The following is a 22,285-nucleotide window of genomic DNA, read 5'->3' as shown; positions in this document are numbered from 1 at the left end:
CTGCAAGTCCGCGGGGAACAGTCCCCACGGCGCATCGTGGGTCGGGCCGTCGGACAGCTGGTGACCGTCGCGGACGAGCGCTTCGCCGGCGATCTCGGCGGCGAGGTGACTGGAGGTCCAGCACACGCAGGCCCGCCAGCGGAAGACCCTGGTCGCTCGGCTTGCGCCGCCTCGAACATCCCGTGCCACTGGCGTTTTGCCAGCAGGCAGATACGGACGTGCCGTCCCGACAGGGAACGACCGGGTAGCGCAGACGTTCGGTCGCCCAGTTGCGTTGCTGCGCGGCCGTCGGCACTCCTGCCGACGCCGTCCCCACGGTCCCGAACGGCGGGTCGAGCGCCTGCATCGCGCCCTCGAGGATCGCGAAGTCGACGCGGTCGCCGGCCCGGGATGCCCGAACGTGACAGTTCGCTCGTCAGGGCGTGCAGTACAGGGGCGGTGACCTGCCAGTCGCTGAAGTCCGAGTCGCGTCCGAAGTCGCTGATCGACAAGACGATCAGAGCCGGGTGGGTGCAGCGCAGCTGGTCGACGCCGAGCAGGCTTTCGGCTGCTGATCCAGGCTGGGTGTCCTCGATCAGGATGTCGGCGGCGGCAAGCATGTCGTCCACTGCTGCCGCGCCTGTTGAGCGCCGTCGCCAGGGGCACCGAATCCAGACCGATGCGGGCACCGACCCCGACGCGATGGTCGGTGACACCGGCCAGTCTCACCTCGGTCACGTCGGCACCCAGATCGGCGAGCAGACGGCCGACCGCGGTCATCGGACCGGACGACAGGTCGAGGATCCGGACCCCGGCCAGCGGCGGGTCGTAACGTCCGGTCATCGATCAGTTCCGGCGCGCGTCGCGGAACGGGATGTCGCGGTCGACTTCAGGCTCCTTCGGCAGCCCGAGGACCCGCTCACCGATGATGTTGCGCTGGATCTGATCGGTGCCGCCACCGATGGAGGTGAAGTACGCGTTGAGTGTCAGGAAGTTGATGTCGTCCGCTTCCGGGTTGTCCGGCCCGGCCAGCAGTGCCTCCGTTCCGATGATGGTGGTCTTCACTCGGGCTTCGGTGTGCAGGATGGCGGACATGGCGAGCTTGCCCAGCGACATGATCGAGCTGGACGTGCCCATCGAGGCCGATTCCTTCGCGCGAGTGTTGTTGAGCCCGTTGAGTTCTCGCAGTGCTAGCGCCGTGGCCAGCGAGTCCCGGATGACCGGATCGCCGAGGCGGCCGTGTTCGCGGGCGAGTTCGACGAGGCTGTCGGCGCGCGAACTGTTGCGGGACCCGCGACCGGTGTCGCCCATGATGGACCGCTCGTAGGCCAGTGCGGTCTGCAGTACCCGCCAGCCGTTGCCGGCACCGCCGACGAGGAAGTCGTCGGATACGTGTGCGTCACTGATGAACACCTCGTTGAAGTGCGATTCTCCGGTGATCTGCACCAGCGGCCGTACCTCGATGCCGGGTTGTTTCATCGGCAGGATGAAGAAGCTCAGGCCCTTGTGTTTGGGGACATCCCAGTCGGTGCGGGCGAGTAGCAGCCCGTAGTCGGCCGTCGCTGCTCCGGAGGTCCACACCTTCTGACCGTTGACCACCCACCGGTTGCCGTCGCGCACTGCGGTCGCGTGCACGCCGGCGAGGTCCGAGCCGGCACCGGGTTCGCTGTAGAGCAGGCAGGTGGTGGCGCGCTCGGTGAGGAAGTCGCGCATCAACCCTCGCTTGAGGCTGTCGCTGCCGAACCTCAGGACGGTGTTCGCCGGGATGCTGTACTTGTCGCGCCGCGCGCCGGGAGCCCGGACGGCCTTGAACTCCGTCTCGATCACCGACGCCAGGTGGTTCGGGTACGCCCGGCCGAACCACTCGGCCGGGTAGGTGGGGACCGCGTAGCCGGTGTCGAGCACTTTCTCCAGCCAGGCGACCCGTTCGGGGGACGCCACCCACGGATCGCTCGACCTCGGCAGGCCCTTCCAGTTCTGCGCCAGCCAGTCGCGCACCTCGGCGCGTAGGTCGTCGCCGCTCGGAGTCGTGTCGGTCATGGGTCAGGCGCCTTTCGACTGCAGGTAACGCTCGCGATGCAGGCGTGGGCCGCCGAACAGCTGCAGGCCGGTGCGGGCGCGGCGGAGGTACAGGTGTGCCGGATGCTCCCAGGTGAAGCCGATTCCGCCGTGCATCTGGATGGCCGCCGCGGTGGTGTCCCGGTACGCCTCGGCGCAGGCGAATCCGGCAAGCGCGATCGCTCCCGCGGCGGTGTTGGGGTCGTCGTCCCACCGGGACGCGGCGTTCTGTGCGGCCGACGTCGAGGACTCGACCTGGAGCAGCAGATCGGCGGCCATATGCTTGAGCGCCTGGAAACTACCGATCGGGCGGCCGAACTGGATGCGGGTCTTGAGGTACTCGATGGTGATCTCGAAGATGCGGCGGGTACCACCGCACTGTTCACCGGCGAGCGCGATCGTCGCGAGGTTCAGGGCCTGTTGCACGGCGTCCCAATCGGCGGTGCCGAGGCGACGCGCCGGGGTGTCGGCGAACGTGACGATCGACAGCCGCACCGACGGGTCGAACACCGTGGCCGCGACGCGCTGCACACCGGTGGCGTCGGTACCCACCTCGTAGACGCCGATGCCGCCCGGGGCTTGCGCCGCAACCAGCAGGATGTCGGCGACCTGTCCGTCGGTGACGTAGTGCGCACTGCCGGTCAGTCTGCCGTGGGTGTCCGCGCGCACGTCGACACCCTCGGCGGTCCAAGTGCCGGCCCGCCCGGTCACCGCGACCGTCCCGATGGCGGTCCCGTCGGCCAGGCCGGGCAGCAGCCGCTGGTGGTCCTCCCTGGTGCCCGCGGTCTGGATCAGTGCAGCCGTGAGCACCGCGCTGGAGATGAACGGCGACGGGAGGAGCGCGGCTCCGGTCTCCTCGGCCACCGCCTCCAGCTCGGCCGCTCCCAGCCCCACGCCGCCGTACTCGGCGGCGATCACGATGCCGGTGACTCCCTGGCCGGCCAGCCGGCACCACAGGTCGCGGTCGAAACCGTCGTCCCCGGCCAGCACCTGCCGCACGTCCTGCTCAGTGCATCGGCTGCGCAGCAGGTCCCGGACCGCCTCCTGCAGCGATGCCCGGTCGGCGACGTCGATCGTCATGGCGAACCGCCTTTCCTGTCGTCGGGGACATCTTGCGCGCCGATGCGGGGGGTGTAAACGACTTGGGACGACCTCGGGTTTTTCGATGGGGACATCCGCAGGTAGCTGCGCTACTTTGGAGCGGATAACCCACACGGGAGTGCACACCGAGTGCGCTGAGAGGACGGCTGAGGGCCGTCGACCGTATGAACCTGACCGGGTAATGCCGGCGTAGGGAGTGATCGATGACCGATGTGTCTCCACCTGTTCCTGTGACCGGACGTAGCTACCGCTGGCGCGTCGTCGACATCGTGGTAGCCAGCGTGCTGGCCGTGGCGTCCGGTCTGGTGTTCGTCATGTGGAACGTCGCCTCGAACCCGATCGGTGCGCCGTTGAGTGCGCTGCTGCCGGGACTGCAGGCGCTGCTCGGAGGTGGCTGGCTGTTCGCCGGGGTGCTCACCGCGATGGTGATCCGCAAGCCGGGCGCGGCGCTCTACGGGGAACTCGTCGCCGCGACGGTGTCGGCCCTGGTCGGCAACCAGTGGGGCGTCATGACACTGGAATTCGGCCTCGTGCAGGGACTGGCCGCCGAGATCGTGTTCGCCGGTTTCCTCTACCGGGTGTGGAACCTCCCGGTCGCCGTGCTGGCCGGGGCCGCCGCGGGGCTGGCCATGGCGATCAACGAACTCGTGTTGCTGTACCCGGGTTCCACGTCGGCCTTCGCGGTGGTCTACGTCGTGTCGGGCATCGTCTCCGGTGGCGTCCTCGCCGGTGGGCTGTCCTGGTGGGTGGTCCGAGGACTGGCGAAAACCGGCGCGCTGTCCCGCTTTCCGTCGGGCAGGACAGGCTCGCCGAGCGACGCCCGGCCATGACCACGGGCGGTGTCGCGGTCGCCGCCCTGGGTTGGCACTGGCGTCATGCCGGGCGCTCGACGTGGGCGGTACGCGACCTTTGCCTCACCGTCGAGCCGGGGGAGCGGGTGCTGCTTCTCGGCGCCAGCGGATCGGGCAAATCCACGCTGCTGCAAGGGCTGGCCGGCCTTCTCGGTGGCAGCGAGGACGGCGACGGAGCAGGGCGTCTACTCGTCGACGGGGTGGCACCTGCGCAGCGACGCAGCCGCATCGGCATGGTCCTGCAGAACCCCGACTCGCAGGTCATCCTGTCGCGGGTCGGCGACGACGTGGCGTTCGGGATGGAGAACGTCAACGTCGCACCCGAGGCGATCTGGCCGCGGGCAGGGCGGGCGTTGGCCGCCGTCGGGCTGACAATGCCGCTTCACCATCCCACGTCGCGGCTATCGGGGGGTCAACAGCAGCGGTTGGCACTGGCCGGTGTGCTGGCCATGGACCCCGGCCTCATCCTGCTGGACGAGCCGACCGCCAATCTCGATTCTGCCGGTGTGGTGGAGGTGCGCGACGCCGTCACCGCGGTGGCCTCGCGGACCGGCGCGACGCTGATCGTGGTCGAACACCGAACCACGGTATGGCTTCCCGTGGTCGACCGGGTGATCGTGCTCGGGCCCCGAGGTGAGGTCGTGGCCGACGGGCCGCCCGCACGCACCGTTGTCCGGGAAGGCGCGCACCTGACGCGCGCCGGTGTGTGGGTGCCCGGCGCCGCCCTGCCGTGCGTCGATCGCCGCGGCGCACCGGGGGAACCGCTGGCCGAGGCCGTCGAGCTGTCGGCCGGATACCGTGGCGGCCCCCGAACCGAAGAGATGGACTTCGACATACCCAGGGCCGCGGTCAGTGTGGTCACCGGTCCGAACGGAGCGGGCAAGACTGCGCTGGCGCTGACCCTGGGCGGGCTGCTCCCACCCCGCGGTGGGCGGGTGGAGGCACTGGACGGGTTCGCCCCGGCCGCTGGTCGCCGGGAACCCCTCCAGTGGCGATCCCGGGAACTGCTCACCCGGATCGGCAGTGTGTTCCAAAACCCGGAGCACCAGTTCCTCACCGGCAGCGTCCGCGACGAACTCGCAATCGGTCCCCGCGCCCTCGGGCACGACGACGACTCGGTCGCCCGGGTGTGTGATCCGCTGCTGGAACGGCTGCGGCTCACCGAGCTCGCCGACGCCAACCCCTACACGCTGTCCGGCGGCGAGTCGGTGGCGACGGTGCTCGCCACGCGGCCGGAGTTGGTCGTCCTCGACGAGCCCACCTTCGGCCAGGATCGCAACACCTGGGAGGAACTCGTCGGGCTGCTCGCCGAGATCGCCGACGACGGCACCGCGGTGGTCGCGGTCACCCACGACGTCGACTTCACGGCGGTGCTCGCCGACCGCCGCATCGACATTCGTTCCGGCGCGACGACCGGGCGCGCGCCGTGACCAGCGTGGCGGCCGCACCGGTGCCGACCGGCATAAACCCGGTCGCGAAACTTCTGGCCGCCATGGTGATCGCCGTCGGCCTGGTGGCCAGCGTCGACTGGGTGTCCGCCCTGACCGCGCTCGTGCTTGAGCTCCTGCTGATATTCGCGCTGCGGATCCCTTTGCGCGCGGTCCTGATCCGCGGTGGGCTGGTTGTGCTGGCCGCGGGACTCACCGCGGTGACCATCGTGCTCTACGGGGAGCGCAGCGGCACCGTGCACTGGCAGTTCCTGCTCGTCACGGTCAGTGACGGGTCGATCACGCTGGCGGTGGCCACCTTCGTGCGGGTGCTCGCCATCGCGTTGCCGTCGGTGGTCCTGTTCATCGACACCGACCCCACCGAACTTGCCGACGGACTAGGGCAGGTGCTGCGGCTTCCGGCCCGGTTCGTGCTGGGGGCTCTGGCTGGGCTACGTACGGTCGGCCTGCTCCGCGAGGACTGGCGCTACCTCGGCTATGCGCGCCGCGCGCGCGGAGTCGGCGACCGCAATCGCCTGCGGCGGATCGCGGGGCAGGCGTTCGCGTTGCTCGTCTTCGCCATCCGCCGCGGATCGATGCTCGCCACCGCGATGGAGGCGCGTGGATTCGGCGCCTACCCGACGCGGACCTGGGCACGTCCGTCGCATTTCGGCACCCGCGAAGCGGCCCTGGTGCTGGCCGGGTTCGGGATCGCCGCGGCCGCAATCGCCGTGTCCGTCGCCACCGGATACTGGAACTTCATTGGAAGTCGATGACCTACCCAGAGTCGAAGCCGGAGACTGCACATTGACGAGCACACCCGACGTGCCCGGAAAGAACCATCGGCGCCCGCTCGCCCGACGCACTGCACTCAAACTGCCCGCGCTGCTCACCGCATCGGCTGCGGCGTCGGCGCGAACTTCATCACCTCGAACGCCGTCAACCAACTAGAGATGTTCCAGGCCGCGACGTTCGATCGGCGGCGCATCGACATCGAGCTGATGCTGGCGCGCCGGATCGGGCTCAACACGGTGCGGGTGTTCCTGCACGATCAGCTGTGGGCGCAGGACCGTAACGGGTTCCTGCGTCGCCTCGCGCAGTTCGTCGCCATCGCGGCCCGGCACGGCATCCGGCCGCTGTTCGTGCTGTTCGACTCGTGCTGGGACCCGCTGCCCAAGCTCGGCCGTCAGCGCCCACCGCGGCCGGGTGTGCACAACTCCGGCTGGGTGCAGAGTCCGGGCGCCCAGTACATCGGAGACCCCGGTTATCGGCGCGTGCTGCGCGACTACGTCACCGGGGTGCTCACCCAATTCCGCGACGACGAGCGCGTCCTGGGCTGGGATCTGTGGAACGAGCCGGACAACCCGGCCAACCAGTACCGCGAGGTCGAACGCAAGGACAAGATCGAGCGGGTGGCCGAGCTGCTCCCGCAGGTGTTCGGCTGGGCCCGTGACGTCGACCCAGCGCAGCCGCTGACCAGTGGAGTGTGGGACGGAAAGTGGGCGGACCCCGCCCGCCGCAGCGCCATCGTGCGCACGCAACTCGACAACTCGGACATCATCACGTTCCACAACTACAGTGACGCCGACGAATTCGACGCGCGTATCGCCGAACTGCGCCCGCTCGGACGGCCCATCGTGTGCACTGAGTATCTGGCCCGCGAGTTCGGCAACACCGTCGAGGGAATCCTCACGCTGGCCAAGCGACGAAATGTGGGCGCCTACAACTGGGGGCTGGTGGTGGGCAAGACTCAGACCCACCTGCCGTGGGATTCATGGGACAAGCCGTACACCTCACCCCCGGAGGTCTGGTTCCACGAGTTGCTGCGCCCCGACGGGCAGCCGTACCGGGACAGCGAGGTCCGGACCATACGCTGGTTGACGGGCCGCCTCGGGCCCCCCTGAGGTTCGGAGTTTCGGCGCGGAGCTGCGCCAGCACATCGTCGCGGCCGACGACGTCGAGCACTCGAGCGGCTACCCGGTGGTCAAACACCACGCTTTCGGCCGCAACGGTCCCGCGTCGGCGCCACGGGCCGAACACGACGTCGACGTGCCGTGCGCCAAGGTGGTCGGCGCCGGAGTAGACATCGTCGGTGTCAGTTCGTAGCCTTGCCCGGGACACCGACCGCCGGACCAGTTCGTGGTCCTCGAGCGAAGGATCGTGACAATCCGCGTGACCTGGGCGCGCCGCTCACTTCGGCGGACGGTGTGCGGTCTTGTGTCCGCGGCCGTGGTGGTGGCCACGTCGATGGCTAGCGGCCATGCGGACCCGGCGACGGACGCGTTGTCCAGGCTCAACGAATTGTCCCAGCAGGCCGTGCAGAGTCGTCAGGCCGTCACGGCTGCCCAACGCGAGGCCGACGCCAGATCTGCTCAGCAGGCGGCGGCCGTTGACCGGCACCGCGCCGACCTGGCCGCCGTGGAGCTCGCGAACACCCGTCTCCAGCCGTATCAGGCCGCTGTCGACCGGGTGGCGGCGATGAACTACATGAGTGGGAGCGACGGTCAGTTCGCGGCGGTGCTGACCGCCGGCTCCCCGCAGCAGCTGATCGATCAACTGTCGGCACAACGGACAGTGGGCGCTGGCATCGCCGACCAGATGAAGGACTTTCGATCGGCCCGTGAGCGTGCGGCCGCCACCGCTCAAGCGTCGGAGAAATCGGCCGCCGACGCCGGCGCCGCGGCCGAGTCAGCCGCCGCAGTGCGTGCAGAACTGCAGGCCAAACTCAGCGAACTGCTGCGCCAGATCGCTGCCGCGGAGGCGCAGTACACCGCACTGACACCGCAACAGCGAGCGATCGTCGACAACGCACCTCTGCCGGGCGTGCCGCCCGGCGACGTCGCTCCGCCGTCCGCAGCCGCCATCCCCGAAATCCCGGAGGCGTTGCCTGTCGGGGTGGCGTTCGAGGCCGGATTGCAGCCGAACACCATCGTGGCCGCCAGGGCCGTCAGCCGCCAGTTCCCGCAGATCGCCGAAATCGACGGGGTCCGGCCGGACACGAAGCCGTGGCATCCGAGCGGCTTGGCGATCGACATCGTGATTCCCAACCCCGGAAGTCCCGAGGGCATCGCGCTCGGCGACCAGATTCTCGCGTTCGCGATGAGCAATGCCAGCCGATTCGGGTTGCAGGACGTGATCTGGCGCGGCACCTACTACACGCCGGCCGGTCCCCAGGCATCGGGTTACGGCCACTACGACCACGTGCACATCACCGTGACGCCACGCCGCTGAGCGGACCAACACCGTTCGAAGCGGATCCGGCGACGTCAGACCTTGCCGCCCGGAAACATCGTCTTGACGGCCCGGGTGATGTTTTCTCGGGCAGCCGCTTCGCCGGTGGGGTCAAGGGAGGCGATCGCCATCACGTAGCGGCGTTCGGGTCCGAAAGTACCGGTTGACACGTGCAGTTGATTGCCGCCGTTCCAGCAGCAGAACCATCCCTGCTTGACCGCGACCGGCTCGGCGTAGAGCCCCTCGGGGATACCGAACCGCTGTGGGTACCCGTCGGTTCCCGTGGGCGTCGATTGCGCGAGATTGCCGATGATGGTGTCGCCCTGTTCGGGTGGTAGTCCCCCGGCGCCGTCCAAGAGCATGTCGTAGTAGCGGACGAGATCGCCTGCGGTGCTCTGCGTGACGTCCCAGTGTCCGTTGTAGGGCGCCGTCGTGCCGGCCAACCCGTACCGCGCCTTCACGCGAGCGATGACGGCATTCCCGCCGCTGCGGTCCCAGAACATCTGGGCGGCGCTATCGTCGGAGGACCGCAGCATGGCGTCGAGGGACTTGCGGTCGGCAGCGGACAAGGCCATCTTGCCCTCCGATTCCTGCAGCAGCAGGTCGTCGGCGATGAACAACTTCACCACGGACGCGATCGGGAAGGGGTTGTTGCCCCCGCCGGAGACGGTGGCGCCAGTGTTGCGGTCCAACACGGCGGTCTCGATTTCGGCTCCGGAGGCGGCCGCGTCCGCGGTGGCTTGACGGACGCGGACGTCGAGTCCGGCGAATCCGTCCATTGGCTCCGCCGGCTGGGCGGGTGGGGCTTGGACTGTTGCGAGCGGGGCGCTTTCGGTTGCCGGCGGCGCACCCCGGACCTGTGCCTCGCAGCCGGTGACGAGCAGGGCCGCGCCCGTGATCGCCAGTACCCTGATCGTCCATTTCGGCAGCCGCCGACGCATATCTCTCCTCCGAGCAGGTCCCGAACTCAGCCAGCGGGTCGCCGCCGCGCCCGGTGTACCCACCGTAAGCGGCTTTACGCAGACGCGCCCAGGTGCATTGAGCTCGAATGCCGTGAGGGGCACACTTGTGGGCGGCTGATCCCGTGGGTGTCTGCGGGCGCAGACGCACCGGAAGCGATTAGTTCGCCCGATGGCACGGTCAGTGTGTCGATGAACTGATGGTCACGGTAGAGGTCGATTCCGAGCGCGTCGAGTCCCGGTTGGCTGCTGGGGAGGTGTCGTGCCCGTCATGCTCGGACGGGGTGTTGGTGCGGTGGGGTTTCGCCCGTTCTCGCCAGGTGGTTGGGTCGGCCGCGCCGGCGCGGCCGCGGCGGTCTCGGTGCCGATCAGCTCGTCGCTGAGCTGGTCCAGATCACCGCCCCCGTCCAGCCCCGCCAACACGGCCGTGCTCTCCGCTGTCTGGGCTGCGCGCTTGCCGGTGGCTTTGGACTGGTTCGACGGTGTACCGAGGGGTCAGGACAGTTCGGGTTTGCCGAACAGCGTCGCGTACGCCGGTTGAAGTTGGGTGAGTATTTGGTTCAACTGTCCGCCGGTGACCGCCTCGGTGACGGTGCATAACACCGCACTTGCGTCCCATTGGGCTGTTTCGGGAGAGCCATCTACAGCGGCTGCGACCCGGCGAAGGAACTCCTCGACACCGAACGACGCCGCGCCGTCTTGTGCTTTGGCGACCAGCTCGCCGATACCCTGGGGAAGTTGAGACGCGAGATCAGTGGGCTCGCCCCCCGCGAGGCGCTCTCCGAGGATGCCCAACACTGCGGCGGTGACCCGCTGGGCTTCAGCTTGATCCTTGTAGTTTCCGCGGTCGCGTACCGCAGCCAAGAACTCGTGGGCCTTCATCTTTTCAGCACTCCTTCCCGTTCACTTTGCTGGTGAGACGCCTGTGCCGTCATTGGGTAACCGGTGACCGTGCTGGTATGCGCCGAGCCGGAGAATTCTTAGCGGGACGTCTGCGCCCAGCTCGAATCCGCACGTCGGTTCGCACCGCCGGCGAACGACGTAACTCCTGCTGAAGGTGATCGAGCCCGAGGGCACGTTCGTCGGTGCAGGCCGGCGTGCGACAGGTGGCACCATTGAGCACCGTGATACTCACCGCATCGGCGTCGGCAACCGCTCTGGCCGCGGTGTGCGCTACCCGCCTCAGCACCTCGTCGAGGGGTTCACCGCCAGCAAAGATGTCGCGAAAGCGATGTTATCGCCTCGGAGGTCGCATCCAGCCGCGCCAAACGATCTGGTCGCTCACTTTCATTACCCCCTGGTCATTGCCCTGCCGTCCCCTCACATGCTCTGGTCTTCGTCAGGCGTCGCAGCGCTGGCACATCTGATCGTCGCGACGCGGTCTCCCTGGAGTTGGGCTCAACGGTGCACCTTGCGAACGAGGTGGCGGCTTCTGATTACCCGGCGATGCCGCGGGCACACCCGAGGCATGAGAAGAAACCATGCGGGTGCCATCGCAGCGGCCGGTGTCGTGCTTGCCGCCGTGGCAGCAGCCTGTTTAGTGATGCCAGCAGCCAGAGAATTGGGAACCCTGTCAGGGATGTGGATCGCTGCGGCGATCCTTGGCGTACCGGTCTTAGTGATCCTGGCGGTCTCTGGCTATCCCGCCTACGGCGGGGGTCGTTCCCTCGCTGTAGCGGTCGTCATCACGGCGTTGACTTGCGCGGTGTCGTGGGTGGTTGCGGTGTTCGCGTTCGCCAGCGCTCTAAGCGGGACAATCTCGGGGGTTCTGATGGCGATCGTGCTCTTCGGTGCTCCCGCCGCATCTGTTCTGGTGTTCGGGTTCCTGGCGCGCCGGTTGGTCACTGACCGGACCGCCGCCGGCGACGTCGCCACACCGACCACTTCCGAACAGCCATAACCGGCCCGTACGTCCGGCGGCGTCAGTCCAACCGGCCCGCGTCGACGAGACGCAGCACCGCAGCCCCCTCCTCGTCGGATGCCTCGAGATCCACCTCCACGTCGAAACCCCAGTCATGGTCGCCCGCCGGGTCGTCGAGGATCTGCCGCACCCGCCACACCCCGGGCTGCCGGTCGAAGATCAGCAGCGCGGGGCCGCGGGCGTCGGCGCCGGTGCCCACGTCGTCGTGCTCGGCGAAATACTCGTCACCGACCTGCGCCCAGCGCTGCGATGTCCAGCCTGAGTCACCGTCCAACTCACCGAGTCCGGTCCAGTCCCGCCGAGCGAACAACTCGACCCGGCGGAACAGCGCATTGCGGACCATCGCGGTGAACGCCCGCTCGTTTCCGGTCAGCGGCCGCGGACGGGCCGGCACTGCGACCGGCGCATCCAGGCGCTGATCGGGACCGGTGAGCTGTTCCCATTCATCGAGCAGGCTCGAGTCCACCTGGCGCACAAGCTCACCGAGCCACTCCACGATATCGCTGACCGCATCGGTCCGCGCCGCGGCGGGCACCCCGGAGCGCAGCGCCTTGAAGGCGTCGGACAGGTAGCGCAGCACCGCCCCCTCCGAACGGGTCAACCCGTAGACGCTGACGTACTCGCGGAAGGTGAACGCCCGCTCCCACATTTCGCGCACCACCGACTTCGGCGACAACTGGCCGTCCGCAGCCCACGGGTTGCTCTGCAGGTACACCTCGTAGGTGTGCTCGAGCAGTTCGGCTAGCGGTTTGGGATAGCTGACGTCATCGAGCAGTTCGATCCGCTCGTCGTACTCGATACCCTCGGCCTTCATCGCGGCGACCGCCTCACCCCTGGCCTTCTTCAACTGGGCGGCCAAAATCTGGCGGGGATCCTCGAGCGTCGCCTCGATCACTGAAACCACGTCGAGGGCATAGCTTTCCGAGGTCGCGTCGAGCACGTCGATGGCAGCCAGCGCGAACGTGGACAGCGGCTGGTTGAGCGCGAAATCCCGTGGCAGGTCGACGGTCAGCCGATATCGCCTGCCGTCGGGGGTGTCGACGCGTTCGATGATGCCGGCCTGCAGCAGCGAGCGCGCGATGCCGACCGCCTCACGGATGAGCTGCAGTTGCCGTTTGCGTGGTTCGTGATTGTCGGTGAGCAGGCGCCGCATCGTCTCGAAGGGATCGCCTGATCGATCTCCGGTCGCTTCGCTCGTTCCGGTCCGCGCGACGACGTCGAGGATCATCGCCGTCGACACCCGCATGTTGCTGTGCAGAGCCTCCGGGACGGCGTCCACCAGACGGGTCATGGTCGACTCGCTCCACGGCACCATGCCCTCGGGCACCTTGCGACGCACCAACTTCCGCCGCTTCTTCGGATCGTCGGCGACCTTCGCGAACTGTTTGAGGTTCTCGACCTCGTGGTCGGGCGCCTGGACCACGACGGTGCCGGCGGTGTCGTATCCGGCGCGCCCGGCCCGACCGGCGATCTGGTGGAACTCGCGCGCGTTGAGCAGACGGGTGCGCGTGCCGTCGTACTTCGACAGAGCCGAGAACACCACAGTGCGTATCGGCACGTTGATGCCGACACCCAGGGTGTCGGTGCCGCAGATGACCTTGAGCAGACCGGCCTGGGCGAGTTGTTCGACGAGGCGCCGGTACTTGGGCAGCATCCCGGCGTGATGCACGCCGATCCCGTGGCGCACCAACCGCGACAGCGTGCTGCCGAACGCCGAGGAGAAACGGAACGCGCCGATGAGGTCGGCGATCGCGGCCTTCTCCGCCTTGGTGCACACGTTGATGCTCATCAGTGCCTGCGCCCGCTCGAGGGCAGAGGCCTGGGTGAAGTGGACGACGTAGATCGGCGCCTGCTTGGTGCCGAGCAGGTCGGAGATCGTCTCGTGCATCGGGGTGGTGGCGTACGAGTAGAACAGCGGGACCGGTCGTTCGGCGTTGGCCACCAGCGCGGTCGGCCTGCCGGTACGGCGGGTGAGGTCCTCGCGCAGGAATGTGACGTCACCAAGGGTGGCCGACATCAACAGGAACTGTGCGCGTGGCAGTTCCAGCAGCGGCACCTGCCAGGCCCAGCCGCGGTCGGGGTCGCCGTAGAAGTGAAACTCGTCCATCACGACCAGCCCGATATCGGCGTCGGCTCCCTCGCGCAGCGCGATGTTGGCCAGCACTTCGGCGGTGCAGGCGATGATCGGCGCCGCGGCGTTGACCGCCGCATCGCCGGTGAGCATGCCGACGTTCTCCGCGCCGAACAGCCCACACAGCGCGAAGAACTTCTCACTGACCAGCGCTTTGATCGGCGCAGTGTAGTAGCTGCGGCCATGCCCCGCCGAAGAACGAGCAAGCGCTGCGTACTGCGCCCCGGTGGCGACGAGCGACTTCCCGGAACCCGTCGGGGTGGCGAGAATGACGTTGGCGCCGCTGACCAGTTCGATCAGCGCCTCCTCCTGCGCCGGGTACAGCGTCGTCCCGTTTCCCTCGGCCCACGCGGCGAACGAGGCGAAGAGCTCATCGGGGTCGGAGCCCCGCGCACGCAAGGGGGAGAGGTCGCCCGGGTCGCCGAGCAGTGGGGTCGTCATCAGGGTCCAGCCTGCCCGACCGGGTTGCCGCGCGTGTCAGGTGGCTTCCAGGCGGGCGCGCACGGCGGCCAGTCGCTCCTGCAATTCGGCCTCGTCGATGACACCCCGGACCAGCAGTGAGTGGGCCAGCGCAACGAGTTGGCTCTCGGGAAAGGGAAGGTCGGCGTAGACGGTCGAAGACAGTTCGTCCTCCTCGTCGCGGCGCTGCTTGAACGTCGGGATGCCGGCGTCTCCGCAGACGCCGTGGTCGAGCGCGTCGCAGAGCCCGTCGAGGCTGGTCTTCCACGGCGGCACCGGGTTCTCGACGCCGTACTTGACGGCCATCCGAGACCACACCTGACCGCGGTCGACGATGCGGGCGAGCGTTTCGATCGGTTCGGGTGCACTCATCGGCGTGGTCTCAGTCGATCGGATGGACAGCCGGCCGGGTGGCGACGATGACGTTGGTGGTGACGCCCGGTTTGGGGAGTGCGACGCCGATGAGGGCGTCGCGCGTGACGATCTCTGCGAGCTGTTCCTCGGTCCAGCCGTCGGTGCCCTCGGGACGCATGGGCATCACCATGAACCGGTGCTTCTGGTTGGAGTCCTGGACCAGGACGTCGACGTCGTCGGGAAGGTAGAGCCCGAACTCGGCCAGCACCTGCCGCGGCCAGCGAACCAGCCGCCTGCGGTAGTTGGGGGTGCGGTACCACTCCGGTGAGTTGCCGAGGATGGGCCGCGGGTAGCAGGAGCACAGCGCGCACACGATCACATGGTGCAGAGTCGGTGTGTCAGCGAGGATCTGGAACGCGGTGAAATCGCTGGGCGTTCCGAATCCGGTCGGTTCCATCCAATCGACGCCGACCTCCTTGCTGGCGGTCATCGGTTCACGCAGCGCCAGCTCTTTGAAGCCGGGGTCGAGCCACGCCCGCGCGACCAGACGCGCCGCGGGGGTGGGGCCGATCTGTTCGGCGAACTCGGTGAAGTGCCGATGCTCCTCGGCGGTGAAGATCCCCTTCTCGATGCACAGTTCGCGCAGTGCGATCTCGAGAACTTCGAAATCGGTGATCTCGTCGACCATCGGTTTGACGGTCCGGTCGTGGTCGTGGTCGTGGTCAGGGTCAGGGTCATGCGTCACGATGAGTCCTCCGGTGTTCAGCTCGCCGCTTCGAGCCAGCGCTCGGGCAGTTCGGTCTGCAGAGTGTCGGTGGCGGTGCCGGTGTAGCCGTGCCAGAGCTGCGACTGGTTGAACCGGACGACGTAGAACCACTCCGGCGTGGCGTCGGCGCGGTCCCATGTCTCGTCCTCGGCGGCCGGGCTCTCGTAGGCGACCGTCGCGATCACGCCGGTAGCACCGCGTGTGTACTCGGGGGTGCGGGTGTAGAACAGCACGGGCAGCTCCCGCACCCGCACCGCGTCGCCGACCGCGAACTTGGGCTGACCGGCCAGCCCGCCGTACACCTGTGGATCGCCCTTCCCGACCGCGTGACGGTGGTGCTCGTTGCGCTGCACCTGTGAACCGTCGCCTGCGAACTTCGGTTGCGCATCGGCTTTGCGGCCGGCGAGCCCGCCGGCGTAGCGCGCCTTCACCTCGACCATCCGCTCGGTCAGTTCGGTGAGGCCGATGTGGTGTTTCTCCACGAGCACGCGCGCGACAGCGAGCAGCCAGCGACCGTAGTAGGGCAAGCCCAGGTACTGCGCCCGGCCGACGTCGACGTTGCCGATGCGGCGTCGCTCCTCGGACAGCCAGATCCCCCGCCAGGCGAGGACTTCACAGATGACGTAGGTGGCTTCCTCCCACCGTTCGTACTGCTTGTTCTCGTACTTCATCGGCGCGTCCGGCTCACCGCCGACGTCGTGCACGGGTTTCAGATACGCCGTGATCCGGCCGTGGTCGAGCAGATCGGGTGTCGGTGCGTCCGGGAGTTCCGGATACGCCGACTTGAGTCGGGCGACGAGGTCTAACTGTGCTGCGCGCTCTGCTGCAGTACTCATGGAACTCGATTCTCGGTCACGGCGGGCACACCCGCGGCTGGTTCGCCGACTTTCGTCGGTCATCGTATTGGACGGTCAGCGAATCGTCTGCCGCGCGCCGAGCAGAGTCACGCCGGCGCCATCGACACCAGGTGGTAGATCTTCACACGCCCGGGCACTTTCGCGTGACACTGCGACAGCAGGGGCTCCGACCAGTCCTCCTCGAGGGTGATCTCGACCGGGCCGGAGTCACCGTCGAGGACCACGCGGTGATGGTGCCCGGTGTGCTCGACCGTGAGCGGTGACAGGCTTGCGATGCGATCGTCACCGTACTTGTCTCGGGCGAAGTGCTGCGCCGCCTGCACCGCATGTGGCAGCGAGGTGCGGCCGCGAAGGTACCGGTTGTCCAGCCGGCCGTCGAGATACAGCCCGACGAGTTCCACCGCATCGGTGGAGTCGACCCGCCCGTAGCACAGCCCTTCCGGCAGGATCAGCATCGTCGCCGCGAACCGGTCACCACCCAGATGCGAGCACTCCCAGGCTAGTTCGGGGTACGCATCGGCGATCGACGCGATCGCGCCGCGGCCGCGGACCGCGCAGCACTGGTCGTGCTTGCCGTGCGCGCACACGGCGACCACCGGATCGCTGGTCGGGGTGCCGTCGGAGCCGTCCAGTGCGAGGTCGAGGTAGTCGTTCGGGCTGTCGACCTCGCCGCAGTACAACGCCTCGCTGCCGATCCCGGCCCGGGCCACGAACCACCGCCACCGTGGAGTGGTGGACCGACGGCCGTGGCGGCGGATGGCCGCGATGCGCATCTTGGCGCCCTCGACGCGGCGCACGATCGCGCGCCCGAGTTGCGGATCGACCACCGCAGGAGATTGCATGAACGCCGAAGGCCCCCATCCACCGGCCAATTCGAGCAGCACCCACTCCGATCCGGCCGATGCGGTGCCGTACATCGGGTCGCCACGGCGCAGGGATTGGTCACTGCACGGTGTGTGCCTCCGTGGCGTCATGCGGTGGTCGGCACCGGCGTCACGACCGCTTCCCTCAGCAATCTACGGATGAGCACCGCCCCGTCGGACCGGTCCAGTCCGGGCAGGTTGCCGGCGTCGGCGACCGATCCGCGACACAGCGCCAGCACCGCCTGCGCACAGGAGCTGGGAAAGGAGATGGTTCGGTCAGGTAGCCGCAGCATGATGCGGTCACCGGTGATGTGCACCGACGCGATCAGCCCGTGGCGCCACCGCACCCGCGTGGTGTCGGCATGCGTCGCCGCGTCCAGTGTCGCCAACGGGCGGACGGCGACCGGACGCGTCCGCTCGGTGTGTTTGCGCGTCAGCCGATCCGCGGCCGCACCGCTGAGGGCGGTGGAGTCGTCGCGCATCCTCTCGACCATGTGTGCCATCACCTTGGTCACCGTCGTGATGACGTCGTCCCTGTCACCGGGATCACCGCCCATGGGCAGCGACGCCCGGAACGCCGGGTCACCCGCCAATGCGTCGACCACGGCCCGGGCGACGTCCACACCAGTCACCGGCGAAACGCCGACGGTGAGGTGGATCGACGTCACGTCCAGGGCCTGGGCCGAATGCACCCAGCCTCGCGGGAGATACAGCGCGTCACCCGCGGACAGCACGGTGTCGATCATCGGGTCGCCGGTGGCACGCTCGACGACCGCGTCACGGTGCTGCGTCCACGGCTGCGACGGCAGCGGGTGCGGATGGACGGGTTCGTGGACCACCCAGCGCTTCTGGCCTGCGGTCTGCAGCACGAAGACGTCGTGAACGTCGTAGTGGGGGTCGAAGCCCCGGTTGCTCGGGGGCGTGATGTAGGCGTTGGCCTGCACTGGGTGGCCGAGGTCGTCGACGAGGTGGCGGACGAAGCCGGTCACCGGGGGCCAAAGGCGGTGCAGGCCCTGCAGGACGATGGTGGCGCCCGCGGCGAACTGGGTCAGCACCTTGGCCGAGTCCACCTGGTCGGGCATCTCCGCGCCGAATCCGGCAGGTCCGAGGTAGCAGTCCTTGGCGAGGACGTCACCCTCTTTGGCGAGCCGGATGAACGGTGCGCGAACCCCGCGCTCGGCGATCAACTCGTCGACCATGTCGGACGAGAGCAGATCGCCGAAGTCGCGGGGCAGCGCTCCGCAACGGCTGAGCAGCGGCCGGCGACCCCAGTATTCGGCGGCGAACCTGTGCGGGTCGGTGGCGATGCAGCGGCTCAGCATGTCGATCGATCAGGCGGTGCCGTCGGCTCCGCCGTCGTGACCTTCCGGGTTCGAGCCGCCGTCGGCGGTTCCTTCGCCCGCGTCTGCGGTGCCGTCGGCTCCGCCGTCGTGGCCTTCGGGGTTGCTGCCGCCGTCAGCGGTGCCCTCTCCGCTGCCTGGCGTGGTGGTGATGTCGTCGTCGTCGAGCGCCATGGTGTTCCCTTTCTGTCGCCGCAACCGTGTCGAGTACCGACTCCGGCCGTCAGGGCGGCCGAGAGCGGGCCCGGTACCCGCACGCTGGCCCTGCCAGTGTTGCCGATGTCAGCCCCGGCGAAACGGCGTGGGTGCTCGGAAGTTCGCTACTTGTCGACGCGACGTTGATGTTCGAGCCGATTGTCGCGGCTGCGGTCGGTGAACGCCTTGTCGCGTCGAACCCGCGCGAGCGCCCAGCGCGCGTCGGCGGCCCGGCTGGCGGCCCGTTCGCTGGCGGCGACCAGGCGTGCGAGCGATCTGGGGGGGCTCATCGGCTGACGGGCTTCGGGGAGACGGCGCCGGTCGGAAAAGGTCCTTTGACAAACATCGGGAAGCCTTGGTTTTCGTGGTGGAGCTTCAGTACACGCCTGCTGCGGCAGCGCTGTCAACGCGATGACCACCGAGTTGTGAACGCCCGGTCAATCGATGAGCGACAAGGCGTGGGCCCGGCGCAGCTTCCCGGAGGGCGTCTTCGGGATCGTGCCGGGCTCGAGCACCACCACATTGCGAGGACGCACGTCGACCTCCGCGACAACCTCGTGGGCTACCTGACGCTGGATACGCCGCACCTGCTCGGCATCATCGACGTGCTTGCTCTCCACCGCCACCGCGAAAGTCTCACGCGGGTGACCGCCCTCCAGTCGGATGGCCACCGCACAGCCCGGCCGCACACCGGTGACGCGGGCAGCGGCGCGTTCGATGTCCGTCGGGTAGATGTTGCGGCCGGCCATGATGATCACGTCCTTGAGGCGGCCGCAGACCACGATCTCGCCGCCCTCGGTGAGGTAGCCGAGATCGCCCGTGTCGTACCAACCGAGTTCGTCCTGCGCCGGGACGAATCCTGCTGTGGTGGTGTAGCCGCGGGTCACCGGGCGGCCCCGTACCTCGATCACGCCCACTCCGCGCGCAGCGAGTACCGCACCGGCCTCGTCGAGGACCCGCACCTCCAGGCCCTGCAGTGGCCGCCCGAGGGACACCAGCCGCCGGGTGTGCCCCTTGTTGGCCGGAACCGCGCGATGCAGGACCGCCAGCAGATCGGCATCCACCTCGTCGACGACCATGCCGCCGCCGCATTCGGCAAACGACACCGCCACCGTCGTCTCGGCCATGCCGTACGCCGGGATGATCGCGTCTGGATTCAACCCGAACGGGGCACCCGCCTCACAGAGATCCTCGACGTCGAGCGGATCGACCTGTTCGGCGCCCGACAACGCCCATCGCAGCGACGACAGGTCGAACTCACCGGGGGACGCGAGCCTGCGCAACCGCTTGGCGAGCAGGTTGTAGGCGAAGTTCGGTGCCGCAGTCATGGTCCCGCCGTACTTGTCGATGAGCTTCGCCCACAGCAGTGTGTCGCGCAGGAAGTCCATCGGGGTCACCTTGACCAGTTCGGCGCCGAAGAACATGGGCACCGTGAGATAACCCGTCATCCCCATGTCGTGGAAGCATGGCAGCCAGCTGACGATCACATCCTTGTCGATGTCGAAGTCACACCCGACGATCATCGCCTCGGCGTTGGCGACCACGTTGGCGTGCGTGATCTGCACGGCCTTGGGCGAACCCGTCGACCCGGACGTCAACTGCATCAGCGCGATGTCGTCGTCATCGGTTCGGACCGGCTCGACCGGGGCATGCTCCAGCAGGTCGGCGATGGTCAGTACCAGTATGCCCAGCCCGGCCAGCAGCGGAGCCGCGGGCATGAACGGATCGGAGACGATCACTGCCCGGGCGTCGATCATGTCGATGACCGCCGTGGTCTCCTCGGCCCAGCGCTGCAGGTCCGTGCGCGGAGTCGGCTGATGCAGCATCGTCAGGCTGGCGCCGCGCATCCAGATGCCCTGGGCTGTGGGTGCGATTTCGACCGGAGCCCCGGCAAGCACGGCGATCGCGTCGCCATGACCGACCCCCGCCGCCGCGAGGCCGCCGGCAACCTGTCGGGCCCGCTCGTGGACTTCGATCCAGCTGTGGCGAACGGGAAGGTCCGGTTCACCGGTGACCATCCCGTTCACACTCGAGCGGGCGTTGCTGTACATGGTTTCGGTAAAAGTGCTCACCGCAGTCCTTCGACCCGTACGGCAGGCGCACGAGATATCGAGCTCGGCACCCTTCGCGGAGCGCAGAGCTATGGAGACGAAAGGGGATTCGTACACAACCGACGGTTGCGACGTGCGCTGAGTTCCGTTGGGCGACGTCGGAGCAATTCGGCTCGTGCGGCGGGGAGTGTGGCTCGCCACCGTGACGCGTCCTCGGGCTGTCAGGTCAACCCGCTCCGACCGTACCGGGTGAGCCGGCGACCGAGGCGACTTTGGGCTCGGGACGCGCCAAACTTCCGTGTGGAGGAGCGCGCGGTCAGCCGCGTGGGTGGGCCATCCCGAACGGCACCGCCTTGAGCGGCGTCAGATTCGGCCGACTGGGGGGTGGGGTGTGTCATCGGTCGGCACGGAAGGGCGGCGACGGCGCCACCGGCGGTAACCGCGGTGCGCGGCGAAGGTGCCCACCACCGCAGTCACCACCCAGATGCCGATCGCCGTGTACGCCAGCGGCGACGACAGGTCGCCGATCGACGCGCCCAACGCTGTGTAGACGAACGCACGCGGCACCGAACCGATGAAGGCCCCGACCGCCATCTGCCACAGCGGCACGCCGAACGCCCCTAATGCGTACGAGGCCAGCGCGTCGGAGATGCCCGGGATGAACCGCTGTCCCACCACAGCCCATAGGCCACGCCGCTCGATCTGCGCGTCGATGAGGTCGGCACGCTGGGGCCCCAACAGCGCGCGGGCGCTGTCCCGGCCCGCCCGACGCCCGACGAGGCTGGCCACCACCGCCGTGCCGACCGTCGCGCCCAGCGTGACGAACGTGCCCAGCACCGGACCGAACAGCAGTCCGCTGAGGCCGGCCAACAGCGGCCCGGGCACGAACAGGGCACCGAGCGTCGCCGACACCACGACATAGGTCAGCGGAGCGACGGGTCCGGTGGCCGCCACCGCACCGCGGACGGTGTCCACGTCGATCACCCGCTCGACCGTGACCAGATAGAACAGCCCGAACACCAGCGCGGCGAAGAGGGTCAGCCGCGCGATGTGGCGCCGCCGGGAGGTCACCGGCGCAATTCTGCCGTAGCGCGCTGCCGGTCGCCGCGTTCGCCCGGACTTCGGTGGTCTTCGGACTGTCTCGGGGACCTAACGAATCAGTTGTGTCTCGGTGTCGACGCTCGCCTCCGGCGGCCGGGCGTGGTCGAGTGGAGGGTGATGCCGACCCCTCGCCTCCTCATCCGCTGGTCCGTCGCCGCCGCTGCGGGGACGGCGCTGCTGAGTTTCGCAGCGCTTCCGGCCGCGGCCAGGCCCGCCTCCGACGCCCAGGGCTTCATCGACTCCACCGCTCGCTGCGCGTCTCCGAGCACCGCGGTGGCGTACGGCAGAACCGACAGCTCCCGCGTCGCGGTGTGCAAATCGCCCGACGGCAAGTACCAGTACCGTGGCGTGCGGGTCCGCGACGGCGCCAAGCTGATCACCGCGGCGACGGCCACGGGAGACGGCGAGTACGTCGCCTCCAACGACGTCGTCACCTACACCGTCACCTCTGAAGAGTTGATAGTCGCCATCGGCGACGATGTCCTCCGCGAGGAGACGATGCTGGAATTCCACGGCCCGGGAGCCTCCACCGCGCCGGCGTCCCCGGGGGCCGGGCCGGCACCGGCCAAGCCCACGCCGACCACTCCGCTTCCGCCGCCGCTGCCCGCCGAGGAGGGCCACCGCGGCGCTTAGTCTCAGAC

General features: G+C 68.5%; 20 protein-coding genes, 3 pseudogenes and 1 riboswitch. Of the genes and pseudogenes, 8 read left to right on the top strand and 15 right to left on the bottom strand.

What is annotated here, in order from left to right:
- Positions 1-173 precede the first annotated feature (173 nt).
- The 3 genes and pseudogenes from G6N07_RS18385 to G6N07_RS18375 all read right to left on the bottom strand — a co-directional run.
- Positions 174-822, bottom strand: a pseudogene (locus G6N07_RS18385) (CoA transferase); the annotation flags it as partial.
- Between the two features lie 3 nt (positions 823-825).
- Complete coding sequence (locus G6N07_RS18380; RefSeq protein ID WP_085192269.1) at positions 826-2,019, bottom strand: acyl-CoA dehydrogenase family protein; 1,194 nt, start codon at positions 2,017-2,019, stop codon at positions 826-828.
- 3 nt (positions 2,020-2,022) lie between these two features.
- Positions 2,023-3,117, bottom strand: a complete 1,095-nt coding sequence (locus G6N07_RS18375) for an acyl-CoA dehydrogenase family protein (RefSeq protein ID WP_109749324.1) — start codon at positions 3,115-3,117, stop codon at positions 2,023-2,025.
- 123 nt (positions 3,118-3,240) lie between these two features.
- A riboswitch (TPP riboswitch) is annotated at positions 3,241-3,351 on the top strand.
- On the opposite strand from G6N07_RS18375, the gene G6N07_RS18370 reads away from it, so the two are divergent.
- The 5 genes from G6N07_RS18370 to G6N07_RS18350 all read left to right on the top strand — a co-directional run bounded on the left by G6N07_RS18370 (position 3,342) and on the right by G6N07_RS18350 (position 8,647).
- Complete coding sequence (locus tag G6N07_RS18370; protein WP_085192303.1) at positions 3,342-3,968, top strand: ECF transporter S component; 627 nt, start codon at positions 3,342-3,344, stop codon at positions 3,966-3,968. Its footprint overlaps the riboswitch before it by 10 nt.
- The gene (locus G6N07_RS18365; protein WP_163784265.1) at positions 3,965-5,419 is read left to right on the top strand and encodes an ABC transporter ATP-binding protein; all 1,455 of its coding nucleotides are present in this window, start codon (positions 3,965-3,967) and stop codon (positions 5,417-5,419) included. The genes G6N07_RS18370 and G6N07_RS18365 overlap by 4 nt, the downstream gene beginning before the upstream one ends.
- On the top strand, positions 5,416-6,192 hold the full coding sequence (locus G6N07_RS18360; RefSeq protein ID WP_085192267.1) for an energy-coupling factor transporter transmembrane component T family protein: 777 nt from the start codon (positions 5,416-5,418) through the stop codon (positions 6,190-6,192). The genes G6N07_RS18365 and G6N07_RS18360 overlap by 4 nt, the downstream gene beginning before the upstream one ends.
- A 24-nt stretch (positions 6,193-6,216) precedes the next feature.
- Positions 6,217-7,320 carry a cellulase family glycosylhydrolase gene (locus G6N07_RS18355; RefSeq protein ID WP_372507577.1) on the top strand — a complete coding sequence of 368 codons (1,104 nt, stop codon included), beginning with the start codon at positions 6,217-6,219 and terminating at the stop codon, positions 7,318-7,320.
- A gap of 268 nt (positions 7,321-7,588) precedes the next feature.
- A complete protein-coding gene (locus G6N07_RS18350) occupies positions 7,589-8,647 on the top strand; it encodes a coiled-coil domain-containing protein (protein WP_085192302.1) in 1,059 nt (352 codons plus the stop codon).
- Between the two features lie 35 nt (positions 8,648-8,682).
- Here the strand turns inward: G6N07_RS18350 and G6N07_RS18345 are convergent, their stop codons facing one another.
- Positions 8,683-9,588 carry a serine hydrolase gene (locus G6N07_RS18345; protein ID WP_085192266.1) on the bottom strand — a complete coding sequence of 302 codons (906 nt, stop codon included), beginning with the start codon at positions 9,586-9,588 and terminating at the stop codon, positions 8,683-8,685.
- A 218-nt stretch (positions 9,589-9,806) separates the two neighbouring features.
- On the opposite strand from G6N07_RS18345, the pseudogene G6N07_RS20590 reads away from it, so the two are divergent.
- A pseudogene (locus G6N07_RS20590) lies at positions 9,807-9,971 on the top strand (helix-turn-helix domain-containing protein); the annotation flags it as partial.
- Positions 9,972-10,101: 130 nt separating this feature from the next.
- Here G6N07_RS20590 and G6N07_RS18340 read toward each other — a convergent pair.
- On the bottom strand, positions 10,102-10,488 hold the full coding sequence (locus G6N07_RS18340) for a DUF2267 domain-containing protein (protein WP_085192264.1): 387 nt from the start codon (positions 10,486-10,488) through the stop codon (positions 10,102-10,104).
- Positions 10,489-11,149: 661 nt separating this feature from the next.
- Here G6N07_RS18340 and G6N07_RS18335 point away from each other — a divergent pair.
- Positions 11,150-11,506 carry a hypothetical protein gene (locus tag G6N07_RS18335; RefSeq protein ID WP_133055566.1) on the top strand — a complete coding sequence of 119 codons (357 nt, stop codon included), beginning with the start codon at positions 11,150-11,152 and terminating at the stop codon, positions 11,504-11,506.
- A 22-nt stretch (positions 11,507-11,528) separates the two neighbouring features.
- Here G6N07_RS18335 and G6N07_RS18330 read toward each other — a convergent pair whose 3' ends face one another.
- From G6N07_RS18330 to G6N07_RS18285, 10 genes and pseudogenes are all read right to left on the bottom strand, one after another.
- The gene (locus G6N07_RS18330) at positions 11,529-14,099 is read right to left on the bottom strand and encodes a DEAD/DEAH box helicase (protein ID WP_085192262.1); all 2,571 of its coding nucleotides are present in this window, start codon (positions 14,097-14,099) and stop codon (positions 11,529-11,531) included.
- A 36-nt stretch (positions 14,100-14,135) separates the two neighbouring features.
- The gene (locus tag G6N07_RS18325; protein ID WP_085192261.1) at positions 14,136-14,489 is read right to left on the bottom strand and encodes a thiocyanate hydrolase; all 354 of its coding nucleotides are present in this window, start codon (positions 14,487-14,489) and stop codon (positions 14,136-14,138) included.
- Positions 14,490-14,499: 10 nt separating this feature from the next.
- Complete coding sequence (gene scnC / locus G6N07_RS18320; RefSeq protein ID WP_099050281.1) at positions 14,500-15,159, bottom strand: thiocyanate hydrolase subunit gamma; 660 nt, start codon at positions 15,157-15,159, stop codon at positions 14,500-14,502.
- Positions 15,160-15,233: 74 nt separating this feature from the next.
- Positions 15,234-16,073 (bottom strand): SH3-like domain-containing protein, encoded by an 840-nt coding sequence (locus tag G6N07_RS18315; protein WP_085192259.1) that lies wholly within the window; start codon positions 16,071-16,073, stop codon positions 15,234-15,236.
- 107 nt (positions 16,074-16,180) lie between these two features.
- Positions 16,181-17,068, bottom strand: coding sequence for a ferredoxin family protein (locus G6N07_RS18310; RefSeq protein ID WP_085192258.1), 888 nt, complete (start codon positions 17,066-17,068; stop codon positions 16,181-16,183).
- Entirely contained in the window at positions 17,065-18,279 is a 1,215-nt protein-coding gene (locus G6N07_RS18305) for a cupin domain-containing protein (protein ID WP_085192257.1), read from the bottom strand. Before G6N07_RS18305 ends, G6N07_RS18310 begins: the two co-directional genes overlap by 4 nt.
- Before the next feature lie 12 nt (positions 18,280-18,291).
- Positions 18,292-18,471: pseudogene (locus tag G6N07_RS18300) on the bottom strand (hypothetical protein); the annotation flags it as partial.
- Between the two features lie 146 nt (positions 18,472-18,617).
- Entirely contained in the window at positions 18,618-18,782 is a 165-nt protein-coding gene (locus G6N07_RS18295; protein WP_163784264.1) for a hypothetical protein, read from the bottom strand.
- A gap of 147 nt (positions 18,783-18,929) precedes the next feature.
- Positions 18,930-20,564: a fatty acyl-AMP ligase gene (locus G6N07_RS18290; protein ID WP_085192255.1), complete on the bottom strand. Its 1,635-nt coding sequence runs from the start codon at positions 20,562-20,564 to the stop codon at positions 18,930-18,932.
- A 342-nt stretch (positions 20,565-20,906) separates the two neighbouring features.
- Entirely contained in the window at positions 20,907-21,614 is a 708-nt protein-coding gene (locus G6N07_RS18285) for a TVP38/TMEM64 family protein (protein WP_085192254.1), read from the bottom strand.
- Positions 21,615-21,704: 90 nt separating this feature from the next.
- Here G6N07_RS18285 and G6N07_RS18280 point away from each other — a divergent pair, with 90 nt between their 5' ends.
- On the top strand, positions 21,705-22,277 hold the full coding sequence (locus tag G6N07_RS18280; RefSeq protein WP_085192253.1) for a hypothetical protein: 573 nt from the start codon (positions 21,705-21,707) through the stop codon (positions 22,275-22,277).
- Positions 22,278-22,285: the final 8 nt, after the last annotated feature.

Origin of the sequence: Mycolicibacterium doricum (genome assembly GCF_010728155.1) — a bacterium.
GTDB classification, from domain to species: Bacteria; Actinomycetota; Actinomycetes; order Mycobacteriales; family Mycobacteriaceae; genus Mycobacterium; species Mycobacterium doricum.
Note: the sequence above shows the minus strand (reverse complement) of the source record. Positions and strands in the feature narration are given on the sequence as shown.

Coding starts and splice junctions, on each gene's coding strand:
- G6N07_RS18380 (WP_085192269.1), bottom strand. CDS start 2,019: ATGACCGACACGACTCCGAGCGGCGACGACCTACGCGCCGAGGTGCGC.
- G6N07_RS18375 (WP_109749324.1), bottom strand. CDS start 3,117: ATGACGATCGACGTCGCCGACCGGGCATCGCTGCAGGAGGCGGTCCGG.
- G6N07_RS18370 (WP_085192303.1), top strand. CDS start 3,342: ATGACCGATGTGTCTCCACCTGTTCCTGTGACCGGACGTAGCTACCGC.
- G6N07_RS18365 (WP_163784265.1), top strand. CDS start 3,965: ATGACCACGGGCGGTGTCGCGGTCGCCGCCCTGGGTTGGCACTGGCGT.
- G6N07_RS18345 (WP_085192266.1), bottom strand. CDS start 9,588: ATGCGTCGGCGGCTGCCGAAATGGACGATCAGGGTACTGGCGATCACG.
- G6N07_RS18340 (WP_085192264.1), bottom strand. CDS start 10,488: ATGAAGGCCCACGAGTTCTTGGCTGCGGTACGCGACCGCGGAAACTAC.
- G6N07_RS18335 (WP_133055566.1), top strand. CDS start 11,150: ATGCCAGCAGCCAGAGAATTGGGAACCCTGTCAGGGATGTGGATCGCT.
- G6N07_RS18330 (WP_085192262.1), bottom strand. CDS start 14,099: ATGACGACCCCACTGCTCGGCGACCCGGGCGACCTCTCCCCCTTGCGT.
- G6N07_RS18325 (WP_085192261.1), bottom strand. CDS start 14,489: ATGAGTGCACCCGAACCGATCGAAACGCTCGCCCGCATCGTCGACCGC.
- scnC (WP_099050281.1), bottom strand. CDS start 15,159: ATGGTCGACGAGATCACCGATTTCGAAGTTCTCGAGATCGCACTGCGC.
- G6N07_RS18315 (WP_085192259.1), bottom strand. CDS start 16,073: ATGAGTACTGCAGCAGAGCGCGCAGCACAGTTAGACCTCGTCGCCCGA.
- G6N07_RS18310 (WP_085192258.1), bottom strand. CDS start 17,068: ATGACGCCACGGAGGCACACACCGTGCAGTGACCAATCCCTGCGCCGT.
- G6N07_RS18305 (WP_085192257.1), bottom strand. CDS start 18,279: ATGCTGAGCCGCTGCATCGCCACCGACCCGCACAGGTTCGCCGCCGAA.
- G6N07_RS18295 (WP_163784264.1), bottom strand. CDS start 18,782: ATGAGCCCCCCCAGATCGCTCGCACGCCTGGTCGCCGCCAGCGAACGG.